General features: G+C 70.7%; 21 protein-coding genes. 1 reads left to right on the plus strand and 20 read right to left on the minus strand.

Going from position 1 to position 26,675, the window contains the following annotated elements:
- Positions 1–87: 87 nt before the first annotated feature.
- The 4 genes from STSP_RS04865 to STSP_RS40895 all read right to left on the minus strand — a co-directional run bounded on the left by STSP_RS04865 (position 88) and on the right by STSP_RS40895 (position 4,545).
- The gene (locus STSP_RS04865; RefSeq protein ID WP_198547267.1) at positions 88–576 is read right to left on the minus strand and encodes a GNAT family N-acetyltransferase; all 489 of its coding nucleotides are present in this window, start codon (positions 574–576) and stop codon (positions 88–90) included.
- Positions 573–1,517, minus strand: coding sequence for an RluA family pseudouridine synthase (locus tag STSP_RS04870; protein WP_067272516.1), 945 nt, complete (start codon positions 1,515–1,517; stop codon positions 573–575). The genes STSP_RS04865 and STSP_RS04870 overlap by 4 nt, the downstream gene beginning before the upstream one ends.
- Before the next feature lie 107 nt (positions 1,518–1,624).
- Positions 1,625–2,296 (minus strand): signal peptidase II, encoded by a 672-nt coding sequence (gene lspA, locus STSP_RS04875; RefSeq protein ID WP_067272519.1) that lies wholly within the window; start codon positions 2,294–2,296, stop codon positions 1,625–1,627.
- 125 nt (positions 2,297–2,421) lie between these two features.
- Positions 2,422–4,545: a TraR/DksA family transcriptional regulator gene (locus STSP_RS40895; RefSeq protein ID WP_332835346.1), complete on the minus strand. Its 2,124-nt coding sequence runs from the start codon at positions 4,543–4,545 to the stop codon at positions 2,422–2,424.
- Positions 4,546–5,222: 677 nt separating this feature from the next.
- On the opposite strand from STSP_RS40895, the gene ileS reads away from it, so the two are divergent.
- Positions 5,223–8,366, plus strand: coding sequence for an isoleucine--tRNA ligase (gene ileS / locus STSP_RS04885; RefSeq protein ID WP_067272521.1), 3,144 nt, complete (start codon positions 5,223–5,225; stop codon positions 8,364–8,366).
- Positions 8,367–8,734: 368 nt separating this feature from the next.
- Here ileS and STSP_RS04890 read toward each other — a convergent pair whose 3' ends face one another.
- From STSP_RS04890 to rsmH, 16 genes are all read right to left on the minus strand, one after another.
- Positions 8,735–9,796 carry a DivIVA domain-containing protein gene (locus STSP_RS04890; protein ID WP_157902774.1) on the minus strand — a complete coding sequence of 354 codons (1,062 nt, stop codon included), beginning with the start codon at positions 9,794–9,796 and terminating at the stop codon, positions 8,735–8,737.
- 46 nt (positions 9,797–9,842) lie between these two features.
- Positions 9,843–10,127, minus strand: a complete 285-nt coding sequence (locus tag STSP_RS04895; protein WP_067272523.1) for a YggT family protein — start codon at positions 10,125–10,127, stop codon at positions 9,843–9,845.
- A 50-nt stretch (positions 10,128–10,177) separates the two neighbouring features.
- Positions 10,178–10,798, minus strand: a complete 621-nt coding sequence (locus STSP_RS04900) for a cell division protein SepF (protein ID WP_067272525.1) — start codon at positions 10,796–10,798, stop codon at positions 10,178–10,180.
- A gap of 138 nt (positions 10,799–10,936) precedes the next feature.
- Positions 10,937–11,656 carry a YggS family pyridoxal phosphate-dependent enzyme gene (locus tag STSP_RS04905; RefSeq protein ID WP_067272528.1) on the minus strand — a complete coding sequence of 240 codons (720 nt, stop codon included), beginning with the start codon at positions 11,654–11,656 and terminating at the stop codon, positions 10,937–10,939.
- Positions 11,657–11,662: 6 nt separating this feature from the next.
- Positions 11,663–12,400, minus strand: coding sequence for a peptidoglycan editing factor PgeF (gene pgeF / locus STSP_RS04910; RefSeq protein ID WP_067272531.1), 738 nt, complete (start codon positions 12,398–12,400; stop codon positions 11,663–11,665).
- 18 nt (positions 12,401–12,418) lie between these two features.
- Positions 12,419–13,612, minus strand: coding sequence for a cell division protein FtsZ (gene ftsZ / locus STSP_RS04915; RefSeq protein ID WP_067272534.1), 1,194 nt, complete (start codon positions 13,610–13,612; stop codon positions 12,419–12,421).
- 285 nt (positions 13,613–13,897) lie between these two features.
- Positions 13,898–14,698: a cell division protein FtsQ/DivIB gene (locus STSP_RS04920; RefSeq protein ID WP_067272537.1), complete on the minus strand. Its 801-nt coding sequence runs from the start codon at positions 14,696–14,698 to the stop codon at positions 13,898–13,900.
- 34 nt (positions 14,699–14,732) lie between these two features.
- Complete coding sequence (murG, locus tag STSP_RS04925) at positions 14,733–15,821, minus strand: undecaprenyldiphospho-muramoylpentapeptide beta-N-acetylglucosaminyltransferase (protein ID WP_067272540.1); 1,089 nt, start codon at positions 15,819–15,821, stop codon at positions 14,733–14,735.
- Positions 15,822–15,827: 6 nt separating this feature from the next.
- Positions 15,828–17,186: a putative lipid II flippase FtsW gene (gene ftsW, locus STSP_RS04930; RefSeq protein ID WP_067272631.1), complete on the minus strand. Its 1,359-nt coding sequence runs from the start codon at positions 17,184–17,186 to the stop codon at positions 15,828–15,830.
- Between the two features lie 161 nt (positions 17,187–17,347).
- A complete protein-coding gene (gene murD / locus STSP_RS04935; protein ID WP_067272543.1) occupies positions 17,348–18,775 on the minus strand; it encodes a UDP-N-acetylmuramoyl-L-alanine--D-glutamate ligase in 1,428 nt (475 codons plus the stop codon).
- Positions 18,757–19,830, minus strand: a complete 1,074-nt coding sequence (gene mraY / locus STSP_RS04940) for a phospho-N-acetylmuramoyl-pentapeptide-transferase (RefSeq protein WP_067272546.1) — start codon at positions 19,828–19,830, stop codon at positions 18,757–18,759. The genes murD and mraY overlap by 19 nt, the downstream gene beginning before the upstream one ends.
- On the minus strand, positions 19,827–21,257 hold the full coding sequence (locus STSP_RS04945; protein WP_067272548.1) for a UDP-N-acetylmuramoyl-tripeptide--D-alanyl-D-alanine ligase: 1,431 nt from the start codon (positions 21,255–21,257) through the stop codon (positions 19,827–19,829). Before STSP_RS04945 ends, mraY begins: the two co-directional genes overlap by 4 nt.
- Positions 21,258–21,261: 4 nt before the next feature.
- Positions 21,262–22,917 (minus strand): UDP-N-acetylmuramoyl-L-alanyl-D-glutamate--2,6-diaminopimelate ligase, encoded by a 1,656-nt coding sequence (locus STSP_RS04950; RefSeq protein WP_078066887.1) that lies wholly within the window; start codon positions 22,915–22,917, stop codon positions 21,262–21,264.
- Between the two features lie 19 nt (positions 22,918–22,936).
- Positions 22,937–24,910, minus strand: coding sequence for a peptidoglycan D,D-transpeptidase FtsI family protein (locus STSP_RS04955; protein ID WP_269801024.1), 1,974 nt, complete (start codon positions 24,908–24,910; stop codon positions 22,937–22,939).
- A 5-nt stretch (positions 24,911–24,915) separates the two neighbouring features.
- Positions 24,916–25,530 carry a hypothetical protein gene (locus tag STSP_RS04960; protein WP_067272562.1) on the minus strand — a complete coding sequence of 205 codons (615 nt, stop codon included), beginning with the start codon at positions 25,528–25,530 and terminating at the stop codon, positions 24,916–24,918.
- Positions 25,531–25,594: 64 nt separating this feature from the next.
- A complete protein-coding gene (gene rsmH / locus STSP_RS04965) occupies positions 25,595–26,566 on the minus strand; it encodes a 16S rRNA (cytosine(1402)-N(4))-methyltransferase RsmH (RefSeq protein ID WP_067272564.1) in 972 nt (323 codons plus the stop codon).
- Positions 26,567–26,675: the final 109 nt, after the last annotated feature.

The raw sequence follows: 26,675 nt of genomic DNA on the forward strand, positions 1-26,675 counted from the left end.
CGCCCCGAAGGGGCGCGGGGAACTGCGCGACCAGCCACGACGGTGCCGCAGACGACCGACGGCACATCGCGGCACTTCCAGCGGAGCTTAGAGGGCCTTCCGCATCGCCCGATGCGGAATCCCCGCATCGGGAAACTCCGCCCCGTACGCCACGTACCCCAACCGCTCATAGAAGCCCAGCGCATGCGTCTGCGCATGCAGGTCCACCGCGGTCAGCCCGCGCTCCCGCGCCGCGTCCTCGATGGCACGCACGAGGGCCGCCCCGACGCCGAGCCCGCGCGCGGCCTTCGCCACCGCGAGCCGCCCCAGGGACCCCACCGCCGGATCGCCACCGTTCTTGGCGGCGGCCGCCTCGCCGTACAGCAGGCGCCCCGTGCCCAGCGGAAACCCGTCATCCCGCACGGCGAGCACATGCACGGCATCGGCGTCGTACGCGTCGTACTCGATGTCCTGCGGGACGCCCTGCTCGACGACGAAGACCTCCTTGCGCACCGCGAAGCACGCCTCGCGGTCCGTCGCGTCCTCGGCCACCCGCACCACGTACGACGGAAGGGACGGCATGGACGGAAGGCTCATGCGTACGTCTCCGCCCGCACCTGGTCCAGCGCCTTCTGCAGATCGTCCGGGTACGCGCTCTCGAACTCGACCCACTCCCCGCTGCTGGGGTGGTCGAAGCCGAGCCGCACGGCGTGCAGCCACTGCCGGGTCAGGCGGAGCCGCTTGGCGAGCGTCGGGTCGGCGCCGTACGTCAGGTCGCCGACGCACGGGTGGCGGTGCGCCGCCATGTGCACGCGGATCTGGTGCGTACGCCCGGTCTCCAGCTTCACGTCGAGCAGCGAGGCGGCGCGGAACGCCTCTATGAGGTCGTAGTGCGTGACGGACGGCTTGCCGTCCGCCGTCACCGCCCACTTGTAGTCGTGGGTGGGGTGGCGCCCGATGGGCGCGTCGATGGTGCCGCTCGTCGGGTCGGGGTGGCCCTGCACCAGCGTGTGGTACCGCTTGTCGACCGTGCGCTCCTTGAACTGGCGCTTCAGCGACGTGTACGCCCGCTCCGACTTCGCCACCACCATCAGCCCGGACGTGCCCACGTCGAGCCGGTGCACGATGCCCTGCCGTTCGGCGGCGCCGGACGTCGAGATCCGGTACCCCGCCGCCGCGAGCCCGCCGATCACCGTCGGGCCGCTCCAGCCGGGGCTAGGGTGCGCGGCCACGCCCACCGGCTTGCCGATCACGACCACGTCATCGTCGTCGTGCACGATCTCCATGCCCTCGACAGGCTCGGCGACGACCTGCACCGGCGCGGGCGCCTGCGGCATCTCCACCTCGAGCCAGGCCCCGCCGCGCACCCGCTCGGACTTGCCGACCGCCGCGCCGTCGACCAGCACCTTGCCTGCCGCCGCCAGCTCGGCGGCCTTCGTACGGGAGAAGCCGAACATGCGGGAGATGGCGGCGTCGACGCGCTCGCCCTCCAGGCCGTCGGGCACGGGCAGGGTACGGATCTCGGGAATCGTGCTCACCCGTCGAGTATGCCGGACAGGCCCGGCACCCCCGACCGCGCCTGTGGACAAGCGCCCCAGTGGAGAGGCCCGGGTGTGGATAAACCCGGGGCTCAGTCCTTGTGGACTCAGTCCTTGTGGACGGTCCCGTCAGGGTCCAGCCCCTTGAAGGAGAGCAGCACGATCAGGATGCCGCCGCACACGATCGCCGAGTCCGCGAGGTTGAACACCGCGAAGCCCTTCGGCGCGATGAAGTCGACGACGGCGCCCTCGAAGACGCCCGGCGAGCGGAACAACCGGTCGGTGAGGTTGCCGAGCGCACCGCCGAGCAGCAGGCCGAGCGCGATCGCCCAGGGCAGGCTGTACAGCTTGCGGGCGAGGCGCGCGATCACGACGATCACGGCCGCCGCGATCACCGTGAAGATCACGGTGAAGGCCTCACCGATCCCGAACGCCGCACCCGCGTTGCGGACCGCCTCGAACCTGAGCCAGTCGCCGATGATCTCCACCGGCTCGTGGTGCTCCAGCTTCGCGACCACGATCATCTTGCTGACAAGATCGAGGACGTAGGCGAAGGCGGCCACCGCGATCAGCACGAACAGCTTGCGTTTGCCCTTGGGCTGCTCGGCCGCGGACGGCACGGGGCCCTCCTCGGAGCCGCCCTGCCGCTCCGGCGCCGCGCCGTCGCCGGCCGGCTGCGGCACGGCCGCGGCCGCATCGCCGTCGGACGGCTCCGGCGGGACGGCTCGTGCCGCCTCTGGGGTATCCGGCGTACCGATGATGCGCTCCGCCTCTGCCACGTGAGTCCCTCAACCTAGGTGCCTGACTGAGGACGAGAGTACGACACGCGGGTGCGGCCCCACGTGCTCAGGAGCCGCTTGACCGCGCACGACGACAGGGAGCGGTACGGGCGACCGAACGGCCGCTACCGCCGCTCCTGCTTCTGCTTGCACTCCACACACAGCGTGGCGCGCGGGAACGCCTGCATACGGGCCTTTCCGATGGGGTTGCCGCAGTTCTCGCAGAGCCCGTACGTCCCGGCCTCGATGCGCTGCAGGGCGTGCTCGGTCTGCACGAGCATCTCGCGGGCGTTGGCGGCGAGCGCCATCTCGTGCTCGCGGGTGATGTTCTTCGCGCCGGTGTCCGCCTGGTCGTCGCCCGCGCCGTCCCCGGAATCACGCATCAGGCCGACGAGCGACGCCTCGGACGACTCGAGTTCGTCACGCAGCCGCTTCGCCTCGCTGAGCAGCTCTCCACGGGCCTCCTCGACCTCTTCCGTGGTCCAGGGGTCCTCCCCCGGCCGTACCGGGAGTTCGCCCGGCTCCACAGCACGCGCCTTGGGCACCGCGGCGGCCTGTGCCGCTTCCGTGGCCGTGCCCGGAGTCTTCTTCGCAACCACCGTCGTGACTCCCGTCGTCGTCGCGGCCGCAGCCGCGTCCTCGGCCGCGGACGCGACCGTCTTCTTGGCCGTGCTCTTCCTCGCCGAGGCCTTTGCGGGCCCGCGCTTCCCTGCCGCCGCCGCACTCTCCGCAGCGGCCTCCTGAACGACCTCCGGTACGGGTTGTACGTGCGCCTCGCTTTCGGGTTGTACGGGCGCCGCCTCGCTGACGGCTTGTACGGGCGCCTCGCCGACCGCGGCCTCCTGTTCGACCTCCTGCTCGGCCGCCGTCGCGATCGCGATCTCGTCTGCCGCCGCCTGCTCAGGCGCCGTCGTGACCGCGATCTCGTCGGGTGCTGCCTTCTCGGCCGGTGCCCTGTCGACCGGGGCCCTGTCAGGCGGCGCCTTGTCAGGCGGCGCGTCTTTCGCCGGTGTCTTCTTCCGGCCCGGCGTCTTCTTGGCGGCAGCCTCCGCGGTGACCGTCTTCCTGGCCGCCGTCCTCGCGGGTACGGCGGTCCTGGCCGCCGCACGCTTGGCCGGGGCCTTCGTGGCGGGCGCCTTCTTGGCCGGGGCTTTCTTCGTCGTGGTCTTCTTGGCCGTGGTCTTCTTGGCTGTGGTCTTCTTGGCCGGGGCCGTTTTCGCCGTGGCCTTCTTCGCCGCTCCCGTGGCTGGCGCCGCCTTCGTGGCCGTGGACTTCTTGGCCGTCGCGGTCTCGGTCGGGACCTGCCGGACGGACACCTTCTTCGCGGGCGTCTTCTTTGCAGGTGCCTTCTTTGCAGGTGCCTTCTTTGCAGGTGCCTTCGCCACGGCCGCCTTCTTCGCAGGAGCCCGCTTCACCGCGGCCCTCTTCGCGGGTGCCTCCGCGGCCGTCTTCTTGGCCGTCGCCTTCTTCGCGGGCGCCTCCGCGGCCGTCTTCTTGGCCGCCGCACGCTTGGCCGGGGTCTTCTTCGCCGCGCCCCTGGCTGCCGCCGCCTTCTTGGCCGGTGTCTCCACCGCGGCCGTCTTCTTGGCCGTCCCCCTTCCTGCCGCGGCCTTCTTCGCCGGTGTCTCCGCCACAGTCGCCTTCTTCGCGGGCGCCCGCTTCGCGGGCCCCTTCGCCACGGCCGCCTTCTTCGCAGGGGCCTCCTTGGCCGTCCCCCTTTTCGCCGGCGCCTCCACGGCGGCGGTCTTCTCAGCCACCGCCTTCGCCGCGGTCGTCTTCCTGGCAGTCTTCTTGGCCGTCGTCCGCGCCGTGGCCGCCTTCGCAGGCGTGTCCTTCTTGACCGGTCCGGCTGCCGTCCTCTCGGCGGCACCGCTCATCGCAGGCACCTCCTCGGCAGCAGCCTTCCTGGCCGCCGCCGAGGACGCCGTCACCTCAGCGCCCGTCTTCCTCACGGCCGCCTTCCTGGCCGGCGCCTCCTTGACCTGCGCTGTTTCACGGAGCCCCTGGGCTGTCGCGGCCTCCTGGGCCATGCCCTTCACGCCCATGGTGCCCATGGCCCTCCGGGCGATATCGAGCGCCGCCCGGAACACCCACATCCCGGACGTGCCGTTCTTGCCCGTCGCGTCCTTGCCCGTCGCGTTCTTGCCCGTCGCGTTCTTGCCCGTCGCGTCCTTGGCCGCCGCACCAGCCGTACTACCAGTGGATCTGGCGGACGCCGAATGCTGTACGGCGGTCTTCTTCGCCACCATGGCCGCGGCCCCTTCACATTTTGTGATCTTGCTCGCGAATCGTGCTGGGACGATAAATCGACTTCCGGCCCGCGGCAACGGGGCACGCCGCCCGATTCGCCCGCCCCGCGGGTCCGCGCGGCAAGCCTGCATGCGTTGTGCCCAGCTCGTCGCCAGGTATTCCGCCGAGCAGGCCGTATGGGGAGCCGACGGCCCACGGACGGCCGGGAATGGCATTCGGCCCACAGCGCGCGCAGCCTCGGGCGCACCGCTCCGGCCTCCTCGGGCCGACCGTGCCCGGCTGCCGGGGGGGCACCCCCCGGCAGCTGGGGCCGCCCGTCCCCGGGCCCCGCAAAACCGGTCGGCCCCGCCTCCCCGGGCGCCGTACACTGGGCGGAGCGAAAAGCGTGGATGGGGACGAGTAGCGGCGTACGCAGCCATGAGCGACCCGGGGACGGTGTGAGCCCGGGGGCGAGCGCGACGTGAAGATCACCCCGGAGCCGCCGGAAGAAAGCCAAAGCCTCGCAGCACGCGAGCGGACGCAAGTAGACCCGGCATCGCGACCCCAAATGAGGGGGCTCATCGGTGCACGTACATGTACACGCACCGAGGGGCCAAGGAGGGTGGTACCGCGGGAAGCGCACAGCGCCTCTCGTCCCTCCGACGGAAGACAGCAGTCCGTTGGAGGAGCTCATTCGATGACGCCGCCCCAGTACCGTCCGGTACCCGCTCAGGTAGACCTGCCCGCCCTTGAGCACGCCGTGCTCGACTTCTGGCGCGAGCAGAAGATCTTCGCCAAGAGCCTGGAGCAGTCCGAGGGCCGCCCCGAGTGGGTGTTCTACGAGGGCCCGCCCACCGCCAACGGCATGCCCGGCGCCCACCACATCGAGGCCCGCGTCTTCAAGGACGTCTTCCCGCGCTTCCGCACCATGCGCGGCTACCACGTGGCGCGCAAGGCCGGCTGGGACTGCCACGGCCTCCCCGTCGAGCTCGCCGTCGAGAAGGAGCTCGGCTTCAGCGGCAAGCAGGACATCGAGGCGTACGGCATCGCGGAGTTCAACGCCAAGTGCCGTGAGTCCGTGACCCGCCACACTGACGCCTTTGAAGCGCTCACGACCCGCATGGGTTACTGGACCGACCTCAACGACCCCTACCGCACCATGGACCCCGAGTACATCGAGTCCGTCTGGTGGTCGCTGAAGGAGATCTTCAACAAGGGCCTGCTGGTCCAGGACCACCGCGTCGCCCCCTGGTGCCCGCGCTGCGGCACGGGCCTGTCGGACCACGAGCTGGCGCAGGGCTATGAGACGGTCGTCGACCCGTCCGTGTACGTCCGCTTCCCGCTCACTTCCGGCCCGCTGGCGGGCGAGGCCGCGCTGCTGGTCTGGACGACGACCCCCTGGACGCTGGTCTCCAACACGGCCGTGGCCGCGCACCCCGAGGTCACGTACGTCGTCGCCACGAACGGCGAAGAGAAGCTGGTCGTCGCCGAGCCGCTCGTCGCAAAGGCCCTGGGCGAGGGCTGGGAGACCACCGGCCAGACGTTCACGGGCGCGGAGATGGAGCGCTGGACGTACCAGCGCCCCTTCGAGCTCGTGGAGTTCCCGGCCGAGGCGCACTTTGTCGTCAACGCCGAGTACGTGACCACCGAGGACGGTACGGGCCTGGTCCACCAGTCCCCCGCCTTCGGTGAGGACGACCTCAAGGTCTGCCGCGCGTACGGCCTGCCGGTCGTGAACCCGGTCCGCCCGGACGGCACCTTCGAGGAGGACGTGCCGCTGGTCGGCGGTGTCTTCTTCAAGAAGGCCGACGAGGCCCTGACCAAGGACCTGCAGGAACGCGGCCTGCTGCTCAAGCACCTCCCGTACGAGCACAGCTACCCGCACTGCTGGCGCTGCCACACGGCGCTCCTCTACTACGCACAGCCGTCCTGGTACATCCGCACCACGGCCATCAAGGACCGTCTCCTCCAGGAGAACGAGAAGACCAACTGGTACCCGGACTCGGTCAAGCACGGCCGGTACGGCGACTGGCTGAACAACAACATCGACTGGGCGCTGTCCCGCAACCGCTACTGGGGCACCCCGCTGCCGATCTGGCGCTGCGAGGAGGGCCACCTGACCTGCGTCGGCTCGCGCGCGGAGCTCACCGAGCTGACAGGCACCGACCAGTCGTCCCTCGACCCGCACCGGCCGTACATCGACGAGGTCGCCTTCGCGTGCCCCCAGGACGGCTGCGGGAAGACGGCCACGCGCGTCCCGGAGGTCATCGACGCCTGGTACGACTCGGGCTCGATGCCGTTCGCGCAGTGGGGCTACCCGTACAAGAACAAGGAGCTCTTCGAGAGCCGCTACCCGGCGCAGTTCATCTCGGAGGCCATCGACCAGACGCGCGGGTGGTTCTACACCCTCATGGCGGTCGGCACGCTCGTCTTCGACAAGTCCTCGTACGAGAACGTCGTCTGCCTCGGCCACATCCTCGCCGAGGACGGCCGCAAGATGTCGAAGCATCTGGGCAACATCCTGCAGCCGATCCCGCTGATGGACCAGCACGGCGCGGACGCGGTCCGTTGGTTCATGGCGGCCGGCGGTTCCCCGTGGGCGGCGCGCCGCGTCGGCCACGGCACGATCCAGGAGGTGGTGCGGAAGACCCTCCTCACGTACTGGAATACGGTCGCCTTCCAGGCGCTCTACGCTCGTACGTCGAACTGGGCGCCGTCCGCGTCCGACCCGGCCCCGGCCGAGCGCCCGCTCCTGGACCGCTGGCTGCTGTCCGAGCTGCACGCGCTCACCGACCAGGTCACGGGGGCCCTGGAGGCGTACGACACCCAGCGCGCCGGCAAGCTCCTGTCGGCGTTCGTCGATGACCTGTCGAACTGGTACGTACGCCGGTCGCGGCGCCGTTTCTGGCAGGGCGACGCGGCGGCGCTGCGCACGCTGCACGAGGTCGTCGAGACGGTGACGCGCCTGATGGCCCCGCTCACGCCGTTCATCACCGAGCGGGTGTGGCAGGACCTCGTCGTGCCGGTGACGCCGGGCGCGCCCGAGTCGGTGCACCTCTCGTCCTGGCCGGAGGCGGACCTGTCCGCGATCGTCCCGGAGCTGTCGAAGCAGATGGTGCTGGTGCGGCGGCTGGTGGAGCTGGGCCGTGCGACGCGTGCCGAGTCGGGCGTGAAGACGCGTCAGCCGCTGTCCCGTGCGCTGGTCGCGGCGGCGGGCTTCGAGTCGCTCTCGGACGAGCTGCGCGCCCAGATCGCCGAGGAGCTCAACGTCTCGGCCCTGGTCTCGCTTTCGGAGGTCGGCGGCTCGCTGGTCGACACGACCGCCAAGGCCAACTTCCGTGCACTGGGCAAGCGATTCGGCAAGGGCGTCCAGGCCGTCGCCAAGGCGATCGCCAACGCCGATGCGGCGGCGCTCTCCCTCGCGCTGCGCGAGGGCACGGCGTCGGTGGAGGTAGACGGCGAGACGGTCACCCTGGCCCCGGACGAGGTGATCATCACCGAGACGCCGCGCGAGGGCTGGTCGGTGGCGTCGGATGCGGGTGCCACGGTCGCGCTCGACCTCGAGATCACGGAGGACCTGCGCCGGGCGGGCCTCGCCCGTGACGCGATCCGCCTGATCCAGGAGGCCCGCAAGAACAGCGGCCTGGACGTCGCGGACCGTATCGCCCTGCGCTGGACTGCGACGGAGCCGGCCGTCGTCACGGCCCTGTCCGAGCACGCGTCGCTCATCGCGGACGAGGTACTCGCGACGGACTTCGCCCAGGGCGAGCCGGACGGGACGTACGGCGATCCCTTCACGGACGAGCCTCTGTCCCTGACGTTCAGCCTCCGCAAGGCGTAGGCCCCCGGCGGGCCACCGAAGGCCCGGGTACCCAAAGAATCTTGGGCACCCGGGCCTTTCGGCGTTTCGTACCGTCGCACAACTGCGCGCCGCCCACACCGCCACAGCCATGGGCAGCGTTACCGCTGTGGGCAGGCGTTCCGCCGTACCGCCGTGGGCAATCGTGCCGCTGGGGCGGCACGGGTGGGCACGGCACCCCGTCGTCGGGCACCCAGAGCGACGCAGTTCAGCCACGGCGCCGTCGCTGAGCTGCACTGCGCTGGGAGCGCGGCCCGCTGAAGCGCACACCAAAGGGCCGGGCCCCCGGAGAATCCGGGGGCCCGGCCCTTTGAAGGCGTGCCGACGCCTACGGCGCGATCAACCGCGCGTCAGTTGTCGTCCTCGTCGATGAGGAACCCCCGCATCGGCGAGGGAGCCTGCTGCATCGGCGACGGCCCCTGCGGCCGCACCGGCGCCATCGGCTGCGTCATCGCGGGCGACATCTGCTGCTGACCGCCGTAGGAGGGGGCGGCCGGAGACGGGTTGCCGCCCATCGTCTGGTTGCCGCCGTACGACGGGGCGCTCGCGCCGGCCGGTGCCATGGAGGGCGCCGGGGACGGCGGCAGAGAAGCCGTCGCCGGGGTCCGCGGCGGAGCCAGCGAGTCGTCGGCCTGGGTCTCCAGCTGACGCAGCTGCGACTCCAGGTAGGACTTCAGACGCGTGCGGTACTCCCGCTCGAAGCCGCGCAGGTCCTCGACCTTGCGCTCCAGCGTCGCGCGCGCGGACTCGAGGGAGCCCATCGCCACGCGGTGCTTCTCCTGGGCGTCCCGCTCAAGGGCGTCGGCCTTGGCGCGGGCGTCGCGCTCGAGGCCCTCGGCGCGGCTGCGCGCCTCGCCGACGATCTTGTTGGCCTCGGAACGGGCCTCCGCGATCGCCTGGTCGGCGGTCTGCTGCGCAAGGGACAGCACACGCGCGGCGCTGTCGCCGCCGGGGCCCTGACCGGGGCCGGGCAGCTGGGGTCCGTGACCACCCATGGGACCGCCCATCGGGCCGCCCATCGGACCCTGGCCCATCGGACCGGGACCCTGGGGACCAGGGCCATGGCCGGGACCTGCAGGCAGCTGGGGTGCGCCGCCGGGCAGCTGGGGCGGACCGCCCATCTGGTGCTGCTGCGGGGGCACCGGCTGCGGTCCGGATATGGCAGCGGGTACCGGAGCGCCGGGACGATCCTGCTGCTCAGGCGGTTTCCGCATGGCCTGCTGCTGGCTCTGGGCGGCGGCCCGGGTGGCCGCGGCGAGCTTGGCGCGCAGGTCCTCGTTCTCGCGGAGCAGACGGGTCAGTTCGGCTTCGACCTCGTCGAGGAAGGCATCGACCTCGTCCTCGTCATAGCCTTCTCGGAGGCGGACGGTCGTGAACTGCTTGTTCCGCACGTCCTCGGGGGTCAACGGCATCTCTTCACCTCAACGTAGTCGTCGGCATTCGGCAAGACCGTATCGTTCACAGCCGGCTCACGATGGAGATCAGGATGTAGACGATGATCATCAGGACGAAGAAGGACAGGTCGAGCGCCACGCCCCCGAGACGCAGCGGCGGAATGAACCGCCGCAGAAGCTTCAGCGGTGGATCGGTGACAGTGTAGGTGGCCTCCAGAACGACCACCATCGCCTTGCCGGGTTGCCACGAGCGGGCGAACTGGAAGACATAGTCCATGACCAACCGGAAGATCAGCACGACAAGGAAACACATCAGCGCGAACTCGAGTACATCCAGTACCACGCTCATGACCGTGCTTCCCTCTCCCCTGTTCCATGACCTTGTGTCGGCCCTGCGTCTCAGCTCTGGTTGAAGAACCCGCCCTCTGCGATGCGGGCCTTGTCCTCCGCCGTGACATCGACGTTAGCAGGCGACAACAAGAACACCTTCTGCGTCACGCGCTCGATACTGCCATGAAGACCGAAGACCAGACCCGCGGCAAAGTCGACAAGTCGCTTCGCGTCCGTGTCGTCCATCTCCGTCAGATTCATGATCACCGGGGTGCCCTCACGGAAGTGTTCCCCGATGGTACGGGCCTCGTTGTAGGTCCGCGGGTGCAGTGTGGTGATGCGGTAGGGCTCTCGCTCGGACACGACCTTGGGCATGATCACCGGCGCGCTCTTCTCCAGACTCTGACGTTCAGGTGTGATGGATGACACTGGAGCAATTCGTGCCGGACGCGCCGCTTCTGCCGGAATTGCGACCGGCTCCCGTTGTGCCGGAGGTTGTACTACTCGTACGGATTCTTCCCTTTGGGGCTGGTGCGACTGATGCGACGGCTCGTGCCGCCGACGGTCGCGCTCGGGCTCCGGGTCCAGTTCGGGCTCGAAGTCGTCGTCAGGGTCGAAGCCCCGGCCGTCGTACCCATCGTCCTCCACGAGGCCGAGGTAGACCGCCATCTTGCGCATCGCGCCGGCCATGCTCTGAATCCTCCGCTCTGTGGTGGATCGGCGTGGTGGATCGGCTCACGCCAACCAATGTGCCCGCGATCCACGGGTCCGCCCCGCTATTGGCGGGAATGACCATATTTTCTGCTGTGGTCCGACTTCTTGGCGACGTTACCCGAGCCTGGGTCGGACTCCGAGTACCGCCGTACCGACGCGCACATGTGTCGCCCCGGCAGCCACGGCCTGTTCGAGGTCCGCACTCATCCCTGCTGACACCATGTTCGCAGCAGGATGGTTCCGGCGCACGAGGGTTGCCAATTCCATCAGCCGGTCGAAGGCGTCCCGTTGGCGACCCGCGTACGGTCCGGTGAGCGGCGCGACCGTCATCAGTCCGCCGAGCCGGAGCCCGGGCGCGTTCGCGACAAGGTCGGCCAACTCTTCGATTCCGTCAGGCCCGACGCCTCCTCGCGCACCCCGCCCGCTCTCGTCCGCGTCGAGCGCGACCTGGATCAGGCAGCCGACTTCGCGCCCGGCCCGTACGGCCTCCTTGGAGAGCGCGGTGACGAGCCGGGAACGGTCGACGGACTGCACCACATCGGCATAACCGACCACAGAACGGACCTTGTTGGTCTGCAGCTGACCGACAAAGTGCCATGTAAGCGGCAGATCCGAGCATGCGGCGGCCTTCGGTGCGGCGTCCTGGTCGCGGTTCTCGGCCACGTGCCGCACCCCGAGCTCCGACAGGATCCGCACATCGCCGGCCGGATAGGTCTTGGTGACCACGATCAGGGTCACTTCTTCGCGCTTGCGGCCCGCCGCCACACAAGCCGCGGCGATACGCGCCTCGACTTTCTCCAGATTCGCAGCGAGTTGAGCCTTACGGTCCGTCATGCCCCATCAGTCCAGCCAGACATAGCCCGCGAGCCGCCCGGTGGTGCGGTCGCGGCGGTACGAGAAGTGGTCGCGCGACTCGCGCGTGCACACCGGCGCCTGCTCCCGGTCGCGCACCCCGAGCCGCTCGAGCTGCGCATGCACACCGGCGGTCACGTCGACAGCGGGTGTGCCCCAGCTCGTCTCGGCGTACGCCGCCGGTTCGACCCCGGCGACCTCGGCGCGCATCGTGTCGGGAACTTCGTAACAGCGCCCGCAGACCGCGGGGCCGGTGCGGGCGGTGATGCGGTCCGGCTCGGCGCCGAGTTTCACCATCGCCTCGACGGCGGCGGGGACGACCCCGGCCACCATGCCCGGGCGTCCGGCGTGGGCGGCGGCCGCGATTCCGGCGACCGGGTCGGCCAGCAGGACCGGGACGCAGTCCGCGGTGAGTACGGCGAGTGCGAGGCCGCGCCGGGCGGTGACGATCGCGTCGACCGCGGGAACCGCCGGGTTCGCAGCGGTGCCCCACGGCCCGTCGACCACGGCGACGTCGGCCCCGTGCACCTGGTTCATCCACACCACACCAGCAGGATCGAGCCCCAGCGACTTGGCCGCCAGCTCGCGGTTGGTGCGTACGGCCTCGGGGTCGTCGCCGACCGCTCCGCCGAGATTGAGCTCCTCGTACGGAGCGGCGCTCACCCCGCCCCACCTGTCGGTGAAGGCGAAGTGGGCGCCGCCCACGATGTCGTGCTGTCCTATCACTTCAGCGTGTCCGGCCCGTCACTTCAGGAAGTCCGGTACGTCCAGCTCCTCGGCCGCGCTGTCCGAGTACGTCCGGGACGGCGGCACCGGGGGCGGCAGCTCGCTCGCGGCGACCGGCTCGGGCTCCGCGGAGGCGTTGTCCTCGCGGGGGGTGACGCTGCCGAGGCCGCCGAAGGCCGGGCGGGTCTCGGAGGGGCGGGCCGGAGCGGGCTCCTCGCGCTTGGCGGAGGACGCGCCCAGGACGTTGTCCCGCTTGGCCGGGGGCTGACCGCCGTCGAAGCCGGCCGCGATCACGGTCACCCGGACCTCGTCGCCGAGGGCGTCGTCGATGACCGCACCGAAGATGATGTTGGCCTCGGGGTGGGCGGCCTCGCTGACCAGCTGTGCGGCTTCGTTGATCTCGAAGAGGCCGAGGTCCGAGCCGCCGGAGATGGAGAGCAGCACGCCGCGGGCACCGTCGATGGACGCCTCGAGCAGCGGCGAGGAGATGGCCATCTCGGCCGCGGCCACCGCGCGGTCGTCGCCGCGGGCCGAGCCGATGCCCATGAGCGCCGAACCGGCCTCGGACATCACAGACTTGACGTCGGCGAAGTCGAGGTTGATCAGGCCCGGCGTGGTGATGAGGTCGGTGATGCCCTGGACACCGGAGAGCAGCACCTGGTCGGCCGACTTGAACGCGTCGAGGACGCTGACCTGGCGGTCCGAGATGGACAGCAGCCGGTCGTTCGGGATGACGATGAGGGTGTCGACCTCTTCGCGGAGCTCGGCGATGCCGTCCTCCGCTTGGTTGGCGCGGCGGCGGCCCTCGAAGGTGAACGGGCGCGTGACGACGCCGATGGTGAGGGCGCCGAGGGAGCGCGCGATGTTGGCCACGACGGGGGCGCCGCCGGTGCCGGTGCCGCCACCTTCGCCGGCGGTGACGAAGACCATGTCGGCCCCCTTGAGGACCTCCTCGATCTCCTCGCGGTGGTCCTCTGCGGCCTTGCGGCCGACGGCCGGGTTGGCTCCGGCGCCGAGTCCGCGCGTGAGTTCACGGCCGACGTCCAGCTTGACGTCGGCGTCGCTCATCAACAGAGCTTGCGCGTCGGTGTTGATGGCGATGAACTCGACGCCCTTGAGACCGACCTCGATCATCCGGTTGATGGCATTGACACCACCGCCGCCGACACCGATGACTTTGATGACTGCGAGGTAGTTCTGCGGTGCTGCCACGTCGAAGGCCTCTCGCCTCGAGTTACGTGTCGCCGCCTCGCGGGTGCTGCGAACCGACGACTGATGCCGAATGGGACGGTCCGAACGCCGACCCGAACCCTAACCCTGAAGTTTAGGGTTACCAGTGTGCCTGTTGCTGGTTTTCGTTTGACCCTTCCGAACAGGACACTAAGTCGACAAGTGGCGCACGTTCAACGAACACGCCGAACCTCCCGTTTTTCTTTTCACCCTATGTGATCACCCATAGCGATGAACAACCAGGGTGCTGGCCTGCGACGACGTCCGTCAACTCCCTGACGCCGCCGGGGCGGTGGGAACGCTGACGTCGAAGTGCCTCGCGCCGGGGGCTGCTTTCATCAGGGCGGAGAGTGTGGCAGCCTTCGCGCGACCCCTTTCGCTGCTCCCCCAGGCGACGGTGCGATCGTCGGTCAGCTCCAGCGAGATGGAGTCGTAGGTACGGACCTTGACGACGCGTGTGTCCCGGGCGACCGCGGCCGGCAGGTCACCGGCGACCCGTACGGCTTCCCGCACGAGACGGTCCGGCCCGAAGCGCTGTCGGCTCGCGGACTGATCCGCCGTCAATTCCAGTGCCGGGATGCCCTTCGGAGCGTTGCCGACGGTAGCGAAACGGACCCCTTCGGCGTCCACTTCGACGAACTTTTCGCCCTTTTTGATAAGGAGTACCGGCTTCCGTTCGGTCACTTTGAGTGCGATTCCATGCGGCCAGGATCGGACGACATCAACCGAGTCAATTCGGGGCAATTTCCGGCGCAACCGATCCTCAATGGCATCGGTGTCGACTGAAATCAGCGGCGAACCGACCGGAACACCGGCCGCCGCGCGCACCTCTCCGGGCGTCAGCACCTGGGTGCCCGATGTCGTGACCTTCTCGACGCGCAGCCACTGCGAGCCGTAGAGCACCCAGACGGCCCCCGCACCCAGCAGGGCGGCGACGGCGAGCAGCAGGATCAGGACGCGGAGGCGCCGCACCCGGAGCGGGGGCCGGCCGCCGGGTCCCGGCGGCCGGGGAGGGCCGGACGCAGACGGCTGCCGTTCCCCGCTCTCGGCGGTCGTCGCTCCGGCCACGGTGCCCTGCCTTCTCTCACATGCGCGCGGTGTCCTAGTGGCGCGAGGCGATCGCCTCGTACACCATGCCGACCAGCAGCTCGTCGGCGTCCCGGCGGCCGAACTCGGCGGCGGCGCGGGACATCTCGTACAGCCGGTGCGGGTCAGCCAGCACCGGCAGGACGTTGCCCTGCACCCACTCGGGCGTGAGCTCGGCGTCGTCGACGAGGAGCCCGCCGCCGGCCTTGACCACCGGCTGGGCGTTCAGCCGCTGCTCTCCGTTGCCGATGGGCAGCGGGACGTAGGCGGCCGGGAGCCCGACGGCGGACAGTTCGGCGACGGTCATCGCGCCCGCGCGGCAGAGCATCATGTCGGCCGCGGCGTACGCGAGGTCCATCCGGTCCACGTACGGTACCGGGATGTAGGGCGGCATTCCCGGCATGTTGTCCACGCGCGGCAGTTCGTTCTTGGGGCCGACCACGTGCAGGACCTGGATGCCGGACTGCTGGAGGAGCGGGGCGACGCGCTGCACGACCTCGTTGAGGCGGCGGGCGCCCTGCGAGCCGCCGGAGACGAGCAGCGTCGGCAGGTTCGGGTCGAGCCCGAAGGCGGCGCGGGCTTCGAGGCGCGCGGCGGCGCGGTCGAGCATGGCGATGGAGCGCCGCAGCGGGATTCCGATGTAGCGGGCGTTCCGGAGCTTGCTGTCCGGGGTGGCGACCGCGACCTGGGCCGCGTACCGGGAGCCGATCTTGTTGGCGAGGCCCGGGCGGGCGTTGGCCTCGTGCACCACGATCGGCACGCCGAGCCGCTTGGCCGCCAGATAGCCGGGCAGCGCCACGTAGCCGCCGAAGCCGACGACCGCGTCCGCCTTGGTGCGCTCCAGGATCTGCTCCGCCGCCTTGATCGTGCCGCGCAGCCGTCCGGGGACGGTGATCAGCTCGGGCGTGGGCTTGCGGGGCAGCGGGACGGCGGGGATCAGCGCGAGTTCGTAACCCCGCTCAGGGACGAGACGGGTCTCGAGTCCACGCTCCGTGCCGAGGGCCGTGATCCCCACGGTCGGGTCCTGCCTGCGCAGGGCGTCCGCGAGGGCGAGCGCGGGCTCGATGTGGCCGGCGGTCCCCCCACCGGCGAGTACGACATGCACCGAAATTCACCGCTCTCCGGACGGACGCGCCGTGGCGCGCCGTCGCATCGTGTTCCATCTCCGAGGCCCCCGACCGGTCTCGGAGCCTCTCACCGCAGCCCGCTTTCTACCAAAGACAGGTTGCCGCATCGCAAGCGCCGCCCGTGCAGCGGGTTCCTCGCGCGCGAAGGCGATCAGCAGCCCGACGGCGAACATGGTCGGCAGCAGGGCGGACCCACCGTAGGAGAACAGCGGGAGCGGGACTCCGGCGATCGGCAGCAGGCCGAGCACCGCACCGATGTTGACCACGGCCTGGGCCGTGATCCAGGTGGTCACGCCTCCCGCGGCGTACCTCACGAAGGGGTCCTCCGTGCGTCCAGCCACGCGGATACCCGCATAGCCTAGAGCCGCGAAGAGTGCGATCACCGACAGCGTCCCTGCCAGACCGAGTTCCTCCCCGGTGACGGCGAAGATGAAGTCCGTGTGGGCCTCGGGCAGTTGACCCCATTTTTCCACACTCGCACCGAGGCCGGAACCGAAGAGTCCGCCGGAGGCCAGGGCGTAGATGCCGTGCACGGCCTGCCAGCACTGGTCGCCGGGTCCCGGTTCGGTCGCGCCGATGCAGGCGAGCCGGGCCATACGGTTGGGGCTGGTCCTGATGAGGATCAGCCCGATCACGGCCGCGATGCCGAGGACTCCCGCGAAGAGCCGGGTCGGCGCCCCGGCCAGCCACAGCAGCCCGAAGAGGATCGCGGTCAGGATGATCGCCGTGCCCATGTCGCCGCCGAGCATGATCAGCCCGAGCAGCAGGAAGGCGACCGGAACCAGCGGCACCAGCATGTGCTTCCACTGGGTCAGCAGCCGTTTGTCCTGCTTGCGGGCGAGCAGATCGGCCCCCCACAGCACGAGCGCCAGCTTGCCGAACTCACTGGGCTGCAGCTGGAAGGGCCCGCCCAGCGAGATCCAGTTCTGGTTGCCGTTGACCGCCATCCCTATCCCCGGGATCTGCACGAGGACCATCAGGAAGACGGATCCGGCGAGTATCGGGTACGCCAGCGCGCGGTGCAGCTTGACCGGCATCCGCGCGGCGATCAGCAGCAGCAGCCCACCGATCATGGCGGCCACGAACTGCTTCCGGAAGAAGTACGAGGCGGGCAGCGACAACTGCAGCGCCTTGATCATCGACGCCGAGTACACCATCACAAGCCCGAGCACGGTGATCAGCAGACTGCTGCCGAGGATCACGTAGTACGCGGTGAGCGGCCGATCCCAGGCCCGCCGCGCCTGGGTGTGCAACCGCTGGAGGGGGTTCTCGCGCGGGGGACGGGGAGGAGCGGGGCGTACGGGGGCCCGCTTGGCAGGAGCACGACTGGAGCTACTGGCCATCGGCAGCACCCCCACCGCTGTGGGAGATCGTCCCGCTAGGCGGGACGGGCTGGCACAGCGGACGACCACCGGCGGGTAGCCGCCGACGAAACCTCAGCCACAACGCTGCCACGCGTCCCTCCCAGGGATCGCGGGGCACCCGCGGACGACGGGGCCCCGTTTCAGGCGCCTACGGCGCCAAGGGCGCGAACCGCCTCCGCGAACGCCTCACCGCGCTTGTTGTAGTTGGTGAACATATCCATCGACGCACAGGCCGGAGCCATCAGCACCGTGTCCCCCGGCACGGCGAGCCGCGCCGCCTCCCGTACCGCCGCCGACATCGCCCCAGTGTCCGTCCGGTCGAGGTCCACCACCGGCACCTCGGGCGCGTGTCGCGCGAGCGCCTCGCGGATCAGGGCGCGGTCCTGCCCGATGAGGACGGCACCCCGCAGCCGCTTCGCCGACTTGGCGACCAGCTCGTCGAAGGTCGCGCCCTTGGCGAGTCCGCCCGCGATCCACACGATCGAGTCGTACGCGGCCAACGAGGCTTCCGCGGCATGGGTGTTGGTGGCCTTGGAGTCGTCGATGTAGGCGACGCCGTCGACGTCGGCGACATGCGCGATGCGGTGCGCGTCGGGCCGGAAGGCCCGCAGGCCGTCCCGTACGGCGGCCGGCTCGACGCCGAAGGCGCGCGCCAGGGCGGCGGCGGCCAGTGCGTTGGCGATGTTGTGCGGGGCCGGTGGGTTGACGTCGGAGATCTGGGCGAGCTCCTGGGCCTGCTTCTGCCGGTTCTCGACGAAGGCGCGGTCGACGAGGATGTCGTCCACGACGCCGAGTTGGGACGGCCCTGGCGTGCCGAGCGTGAAGCCGATCGCGCGGCAGCCCTCCTCGACGTCGGCCGCGCGCACCAGGTCCTCGGTGGCCTTGTCGGCGACGTTGTAGACGCAGGCGACCTTGTTGCCCTCGTAGATGCGGCCCTTGTCGGCGGCGTACGCCTCCATGGAGCCGTGCCAGTCGAGGTGGTCGGGGGCCAGGTTCAGCACGGCCGCGGAGTGGGCACGCAGGGAGGGCGCCCAGTGGAGCTGGTAGCTGGAGAGCTCGACCGCGAGGACGTCGTACTTCTCGTCACCGAGGACGGCGTCCAGCAGGGAGACCCCGATGTTGCCGACGGCGGCCGTGCGCAGCCCTGCCGCCTCGAGGATCGAGGCGAGCATCTGGACGGTCGTGGTCTTGCCGTTGGTGCCGGTGACCGCGAGCCAGGGAGCGGCGTCGGGGCCGCGCAGGCGCCAGGCCAGTTCGACGTCGCCCCAGACAGGGACGCCCGCCTCGGCGGCTGCGGCGAACAGCGGCTTGTCCGGCTTCCAGCCTGGCGCCGTGACGATGAGTTCCGTGCCCTCGGGCAGGGTTGCGCCGTCACCGAGCCGCACCGTGATGCCTTCGGCCTCCAGCTCGGCGGCCTGCTTGCGGGAGCGCTCGTCGTCGCCGTCGTTGACGACGGTGACGACCGCGCCGAGGCCGCGCAGGACCCTGGCCGCCGGGACACCGGAGACGCCGAGCCCGGCGACGGTGACGTGCTTGCCCTGCCAGTCGGTCACTTGTCGGCCGCCCATCCCGCGTAGAAGAGCCCCAGTCCGACGATCACACAGATGCCCTGGATGATCCAGAAGCGGACCACGACGAGGACCTCGGACCATCCCTTGAGCTCGAAGTGGTGCTGCAGCGGGGCCATCCGGAAGACGCGCTTTCCGGTGAGGCGGAACGAGCCTACCTGGATGACCACGGACATGGTGATCAGGACGAACAGACCGCCGAGGATGGCGAGCAGCAGCTCGGTGCGCGAGCAGATCGCCAGGCCCGCGAGCGCGCCGCCGAGGGCGAGCGAGCCGGTGTCGCCCATGAAGATCTTGGCGGGCGACGTGTTCCACCACAGGAAGCCGAGGCAGGCGCCCATCAGCGCGGATGCGACCACGGCGAGGTCGAGCGGATCTCGCACCTCGTAGCAGGCGGCCGGGTTGGTCAGGGTCGTCGCGTTGGCGCAGGACTCCTGGAACTGCCAGACGCCGATGAAGGTGTAGGCGCCGAAGACGAGCACAGAGGCGCCGGTGGCGAGGCCGTCGAGACCGTCGGTGAGGTTCACGCCGTTCGACATCGCGAGGATCATGAACAGTGCCCAGATGACGAATAGCACCGGGCCGATGGTCCAGCCGAAGTCCTGCACGAAGGAGAGCTTGGTGGAGGCCGGGGTGTTGCCGCGGTTGTCGGCGAACTGGAGCGCGAGGACCGCGAAGGTGATGCCGACGATCAGCTGTCCGGCCATCTTCGCCTTGGCCCTGAGGCCCAGCGAGCGTCGCTTGACGATCTTGATGTAGTCGTCCAGGAAGCCGACCAGGCCCATGCCGCCCATCAGGCCGAGCACCAGCACGCCGGAGAAGGTCGGCGAGTAGCCCGTGATCATCTTGGACAGGAAGTACGCGGCGATCGTCGCCAGGATGAAGGCGATGCCGCCCATGGTCGGCGTACCGCGCTTGCTGTGGTGCTCTTTCGGGCCGTCGTCGCGGATGTACTGGCCGTAGCCCTTGCGGGCAAGGAGTTTGATCAGCAGCGGGGTGCCGATCAGGGTCAGGAAGAGGCCAATGACTCCTGCGAACAGGATCTGCTTCATCATCGGGCGGCAACCTCACCCTCGGCGGCGGCCGTGTCCTGTTCGAGCAGCGCCATTGCAACCCGCTCCAGGCCCACCGACCTGGAGGCCTTCACGAGTACGACGTCGCCCGGGCGCAGCTCGCTGCGCAGCAGGTCGACGGCCGCCTGTGCGTCGGACACGTGCACCGACTCCTCACCCCACGAACCCTCGTTGTATGCGCCCATCTGCAGCCAGGCGGCTTCCCTGCCGCCGACCGCGACGAGCTTGCCCACGTTCAGCCGGACGGCGAGCCGTCCGACCGCGTCGTGTTCGGCGAGCGCCTCGTCACCGAGCTCGGCCATCTGACCGAGCACCGCCCACGTGCGGCCCCCCTTGGCCCGTGCGGCCTCGCCCATCGCGGCGAGCGCGCGCAGGGCGGCCCGCATGGACTCGGGGTTCGCGTTGTAGGCGTCGTTGACGACCGTCACGCCGTCCGGGCGCTCGGTGACCTCCATCCGCCAGCGGGAGAGGGAGCCCGCCTCGGAGAGCGCGAGGGCGATCTCTTCCGCGGACATGCCCAGCTCATGGGCGACGGCGGCCGCGGCGAGCGCGTTCGACACGTGGTGCTCACCGTACAGGCGCATGGTCACGTCGCTGCACCCGGAGGGTGTGAGAAGCCTGAACGAGGGGTGGCCGGCCTCCGTGAGCCGGACGTTTTCGGCGCGTACGTCCGCGTCGTCCGATTCTCCGAAGAGGATCACTCGCGCCTTCGTCCGTGAGGCCATCGCGCGTACGAGGGGGTCGTCGGCGTTGAGGACGGCCGCGCCGTCCTCGGGCAGGGCCTCGACGAGCTCCCCCTTCGCCTCGGCGATCTGCTCACGGCCGCCGAACTCGCCGATGTGCGCACTGCCGACGTTGAGCACGACGCCGATCTTCGGCGGCGTCAGGCCCGCCAGGTAGCGGATGTGGCCGATGCCGCGGGCGCCCATCTCCAGGACGAGGTAGCGGGTCTCCTCGGTGGCGGTGAGCGCGGTGAGCGGCAGCCCGATCTCGTTGTTGAGGGAGCCGGGCGTGAAGACCGTCGGGGCCTTGCTCCGGAGCACCTGGGCGATGAGGTCCTTGGTGCTGGTCTTGCCCGCCGAGCCGGTGAGGGCGACGAGGGTGGCGCCGAGCCGCTGGACCACGGCCCGGGCGAGGGCGCCGAGCGCGGTCTGCACGTCGTCGACGACGATGGCGGGGACCCCGACCGGCCGCGCTGCCAGCACGGCGACCGCGCCCGCGGCGACCACGTCGGCGGCGAAGTCGTGGCCGTCGACGCGCTCGCCGGCGAACGCGACGAAGAGGCTGCCGGGCTCCACCTCGCGGGAGTCCCGGACGACCGGTCCGGTGACGGTCACGGACGGATCCGGTATGTCGTGGGTCTGCCCGCCGACGATTTCAGCGATCTCGGCGAGGGAGAGGGCGATCACAACTTCATCCCTGGGTGTTCTGGATAGCTTCGCGAAGCACCTGGCGGTCGTCGAAGGGACGGACCACGCCGGCGATGTCCTGGCCCTGCTCGTGGCCCTTGCCGGCCACCAGCACGGTGTCGCCGGGCCGCGCCAGGGCGACGGCGGCGGCGATGGCGGCGGCCCGGTCCTCGAAGACCTGGACCTCGCCGCGTTCGTGGGCCGGCACCTCGGCGGCGCCGGCGAGCATGGTGGCCAGGATGGCCAGGGGGTCCTCGGAGCGGGGGTTGTCGGAGGTCAGTACGGCGGTGTCGGCGAGGCGCGCCGCGGCCGCGCCCATCGGCGCGCGCTTTGTCTTGTCCCGGTCGCCGCCGCAGCCGAGGACGACGTGCAGCCTGCCCTGGGTGATCTTGCGCAGGGCGCGCAGGACGGACTCGACGGCGTCGGTCTTGTGGGCGTAGTCCACGACCGCGAGATAGGGCTGGCCCGCGTCGACGCGCTCGAGGCGGCCGGGGACGCCCGGCACGGCGGCGATCCCGTTGGCCGCGGCCTGCGGGTCGAGTCCGGCGACGGCAAGAGCGACGATCGCGGCGAGCGTGTTGGCCACGTTGAACGGACCCGGCAGCGGCGACTTCGCGGTGATCCGCTCGCCGCGGGGACCGACGGCGGTGAAGTGGGAGTCCATCGGCCCCACCTCGACGTCCTCGGCGCGCCAGTCCGCGTCCGGGTGGCCCTCCGCCGAGAAGGTGACGACCGGTACGGACGCCTCCTTGACCAGCCTGCGGCCGTATTCGTCGTCGACGTTGACGACGCCCTGTCTGCTGCGTTTCGGCGTGAACAGCTGCGCTTTCGCCCGGAAGTAGTCCTCCATGTCGGAGTGGAACTCCATGTGCTCCGGGCTGAGGTTCGTGAAGACCGCGACGTCGAAGACGCAGCCGTCGACCCGGCCGAGGACCAGGGCGTGGCTGGAGACCTCCATGGCGAGCGACTTCACGCCGCGCTCGCGCATGACGGCGAACAGCGCCTGCAGGTCGGTGGCCTCGGGCGTGGTGCGCTCGGACTTGATGCGCTCGTCGCCGATGCGCGTCTCGACCGTGCCGATGAGCCCGGGCGTCCCGTCGGCGACGGCGAGCCCGCCCCGGATCAGATACGCGGTCGTGGTCTTGCCCGACGTACCGGTGATGCCGATCCCCAGCAGGTCGCGGCCCGGGTGGCCGTAGACCGTCGCCGCCAGCTCGCCCATGCGGCCGCGCGGGTCGTCGACGACGAGGACCGGCAGGCCGGTGGCGGCGGCGCGCTCCGCGCCCGTGGGGTCGGTGAGGATCGCCACGGCGCCGAGGCCTGCGGCCTGCGCGGCGTAGTCGGCGCCGTGGAGGCGGGCGCCGGGCAATGCGGCGTAGAGGTCGCCCGGGCGCACCGCGCGGGAGTCGTGCGTGATGCCGCTGACCTCCGCGGTGCCGGGGACGGTGACCCCCAGCTGATCGGCGAGCTCCGCGAGCGGTGTCGTGGAGGCCTGGACCGGTCGTGGCGGCCCTGGATAGGTCACAGGAGCGCCCTTCTGGGTGAGGTGGTACTGATCAGCATGTGGCACGGCGGTGAGCGTACCGGGCGGGGCCCCGCCGGAGCTAAACGAGGTCGGCGGGGTGCGCTGGTTCCCGGAGTCTGGGGTGATGGTTCTCACGGGCGGTTCCTGGTCGCTCTCAGGGCTTGAACTCGACGGGCAGCCGTGCCGGCTCCGCTCCGGTGGGCGGCACCTGGAGCGTCTTCAGGGCGAACTCCATCACGGTCTTGTAGATGGGGCCGCAGATCTGGCCGCCGAAATAGCTGCCCTTCGTGGCGTTCTGGATGGCGCAGTAGACGGTGACACGCGGCTTGTCGGCGGGCGCGAAGCCGGCGAACGACGAGGTGTACCCGCGGTACTTGCCGGTGACCGGGTCGACGCGGTTGGCGGTTCCGGTCTTGCCCGCGACCCGGTAGCCCGGGATCCGGGCCTTGACGCCGGTGCCCTGCTCGTCGTCGACGACCGACTCGAGCATCTGCGACAGCGTCGTGGCGGTCTTCTCGCTGATGACGCGGTTCTTCTCGGGCTTGGGCGCGGGTGTGAAGCGCCCGTCGGGTCCCGTGGTGCCGCGCACCAGCGTGGGCTCGACGCGTACGCCGCCGTTGGCGATCGTCGAGTAGACGGAGGCGGCCTGCATCGCGTTGATCGAGACGCCCTGGCCGAACGGGATCGTGTACTGCTGCGACGTCGACCAGGTGTCGGGCGGCGCGAGGATGCCGGCCGTCTCGCCCGGGAACCCCAGCCCGGTGGCACCGCCGATGCCGAACTTGCGCAGATACGAGTAGAGGACCCGGTTGGCTTCGGCCTGCGTCTTGCCGAGCTGGCCGGTGGCGAGGATGGTGCCGATGTTGCTGGACTTGGCGAGCACGCCGTTGAGCGTCAGATACCAGGTCGGGTGGTTCACGTCGTCCTGGAACAGCCGGTCACCGCGGTGCAGCCGGTTCGGGACCGTCACATGGGTGTCCGGCGTGGCGACGTTCTCCTCCAGTACGGCGGCCATGGACATGACCTTGGCGGTGGAACCCGGCTCGTAGGCGTCTTCGAGCGCGAAGTTGTGCATGTCGGCCGAAGTGGCCTGCGTCAGGTCGTTCGGGTCGAAGCCCGGCGCGTTGGCCATGGCGAGGACCTCGCCGGTCCTGGTGTCCTGCACGATCACATAACCGCGGTCTGCCTTGGACTTCTTCACCTGCTCGGCGATGGCGTTCTGCGCCGCCCACTGGATGTCCCGGTCGATGGTGAGCTCGACCTGGGAACCGGGCACGGCGGGCACCTCGCTGGTGCCGGCCGTGGGCACCTGGCGGCCGCCCGACTGGGCATAGGTGATCTTGCCGTCCTCGCCGGACAGGTCCTTGTCGAGCTGCTTCTCCACGCCGCCCGCGCCCTTGCCCTCGGCGTTCACCCAGCCCAGTATCCCGGCGGCGAGATCGCCGTTCGGATAGACGCGCTTGCTGCTGGGGTCCTGGAAGACGCCCGCGAGCACGTTGGCGGTCTTGCCGTCCCGCTGCGCCTCCGCCTGGAGTGCGTTCTTCAGGTCCTTGATCTGCTTCCAGACCTGGGGGGTCTGCCGGGCAGCCAGCCGGACGTAGCGGGTGTTGGGAGTGCGGAGCTGCGCGGCCAGGTCGGCCTGGTCCTTGTCGAGGATGGGCGCGAGCAGCGCCGCCGCCTGCTCGGGCGCGTCCGCGATCTTCGTCTGCTTCTGCGTGAACATCGTGGGGTCGGCCGTGATGTCGTACGCGTCCACGCTGGTCGCCAGCTCGACGCCGTTGCGGTCGGTGATCGCGCCGCGCTCTGCGGTCAGGGTGTGGCTGAGGTACCGGTTCTTCTCGGCCTTGGCGGCGTACGCGCTCGCGTCGACCGCCTGCACCTGGAGCAGGCGTACCACGAAGGCCAGCATGACGAGGGTCAGCCCGAGACTGACCATGCGCAGCCGGGGGCGCGGGCTGCCGAGGCGGATGATGCGGGGACCGGACGCGCGGGGGCGGGGCCTCGGCGCGCCCGCGCGGTACTGGCGTGCCGCGGGGCGCGCTCCGGAGCCCGGGCGCCGTGGCGTGCCGGGGCGCGCGGGCCTGGCGGGTCCTGGCACCCGGCGCCGCGGGGGTTCCCTGTCGGTCACGTCCGTCACCTGCCGGAGGCCGTGGGCGAGGGCTTCGAGGGCTTCGGGGTCGGGGCGGGGGCCGGTGGCGTACCGGCCAGGGGGGTCTTGGAGAGGCCGGCCGAAGGTGTGGCGGCAGCCGGGGACGATGCGGTTGCGGACGGCTTGGCGGATACCGCATTGGACGGGGTGGCCGAGGCGGCGGGTGACGGCGCCACCGTGTTGCCCGCCACGGCCTCCGGCGGGGTCGCGGTCGGCAGGCGCCAGCCGGACGGCGTTGCGACGGCGCCCGGCACGCCCTTGACGGTGCCGTCGGGGTTCAGGAACGCGGGGGTGCCGCCCGGCACCATGCCGAGCTCACGGGCGCGGCGCTGCAGCGCCTCAGGAGCGGAATAGGCGTCCACATCCCGCTGGAGGGCTTGTTCCTCCTCGGTGAGGGCGGTGGTCTCCTTCTTGAGGTCGTTCAGCCGGAACGACCCCGCGTTCAGCGCCGAGTTCAGCATCAGCAGCGTGATCAGCCCGCCGCCTAGCAGCACCACGACCAGCAGGACGAAGGGGGTGCGCGCGGCCTGGCGGGAGCCCGTCGGCAGCAGCCGCGCGAGCCGGGCGGCCCTCCCCCTCAGCTCCGGTCTCCTGCTCATTCGCCCCTCCCCCGGCGTACGGACGCGCGTGCGGGCGGCCTCCGCACCGTACCGCGGACGCCACTCATTCAGCTTCCTCGCGGATGCGCTGCGCGCCGCGCAGCCGCGCCGGGGCGGCCCGCCGGTTCTGGGCGACCTCCTCCTCGGTGGGCAGTTCCGCGCCGCGCGTGAGCAGCTTGAGCCGCGGCTGGTAGCGCTCGGGCACGACGGGCAGCCCGGGCGGCGCCGTGCTGGCGGCTCCCGCCGCGAACACCTGCTTGACCAGCCGGTCCTCCAGCGAGTGGTACGACAGCACGGCGATCCGGCCGCCGACGGCGAGGGCGCCCACGGCCGCGGGAATGGCCCGCTCCAGGACGGACAGCTCGCCGTTCACCTCGATGCGCAGGGCCTGGAAGGTGCGCTTGGCCGGGTTGCCGCCCGTGCGCTTCGCCGCCTGCGGCAGGGCGTCGCGGATGAGATCGACGAGCCGGGCGCTGTTGGTGAAGGGCTCCTTCTCCCGCTCACGCACGATGGCGGACACGATCCGCTTGGCCTGCTTCTCCTCGCCGTAACTGCGCAGGATCCGCACCAGCTCACCGGCGGGGTAGGTGTTGAGCACCTCGGCCGCGCTGATGCCGGTGGACTGGTCCATGCGCATGTCCAGCGGGGCGTCCTGGGCGTAGGCGAACCCGCGGTCCGCCTCGTCGAGCTGCATGGAGGAGACGCCGAGGTCGAACAGGACGCCCTGGACGCGCGGGATGCCGAGCCGGGCGAGTACGTCGGGCAACTCGTCGTAGACGGCGTGCACCAGCGTGGCCCGGTCGCCGTAGGGCGCGAGCCGCTCGCCGGACAGGCGCAGCGCCTCCTTGTCCCGGTCGAGGCCGATCAGCCGCGCCGAGGGGAAGCGGCTGAGCAGGGCCTCGCTGTGGCCGCCGAGGCCGAGGGTGCAGTCGACGACGACGGGTTCGGCGACGCCCGGCTGCTCCAGTGCGGGGGCCAGCAGGTCCAGGCACCGCTGGAGCATGACCGGGACGTGCCGGGTCTCGTTGGTGTTCATGCGTTGCTCCGCGCGGGCCGGCCGTCGTCGGAGGCGCCCCATGGTCTGGTTCGCTCGCTGCGCTCGCTCACGGCGCGCCCTCTCAGGTCCGGCGCGGCCGCCGCACTGT

It is taken from the genome of Streptomyces jeddahensis (assembly GCF_001642995.1).
GTDB lineage: Bacteria > Actinomycetota > Actinomycetes > Streptomycetales > Streptomycetaceae > Streptomyces > Streptomyces jeddahensis.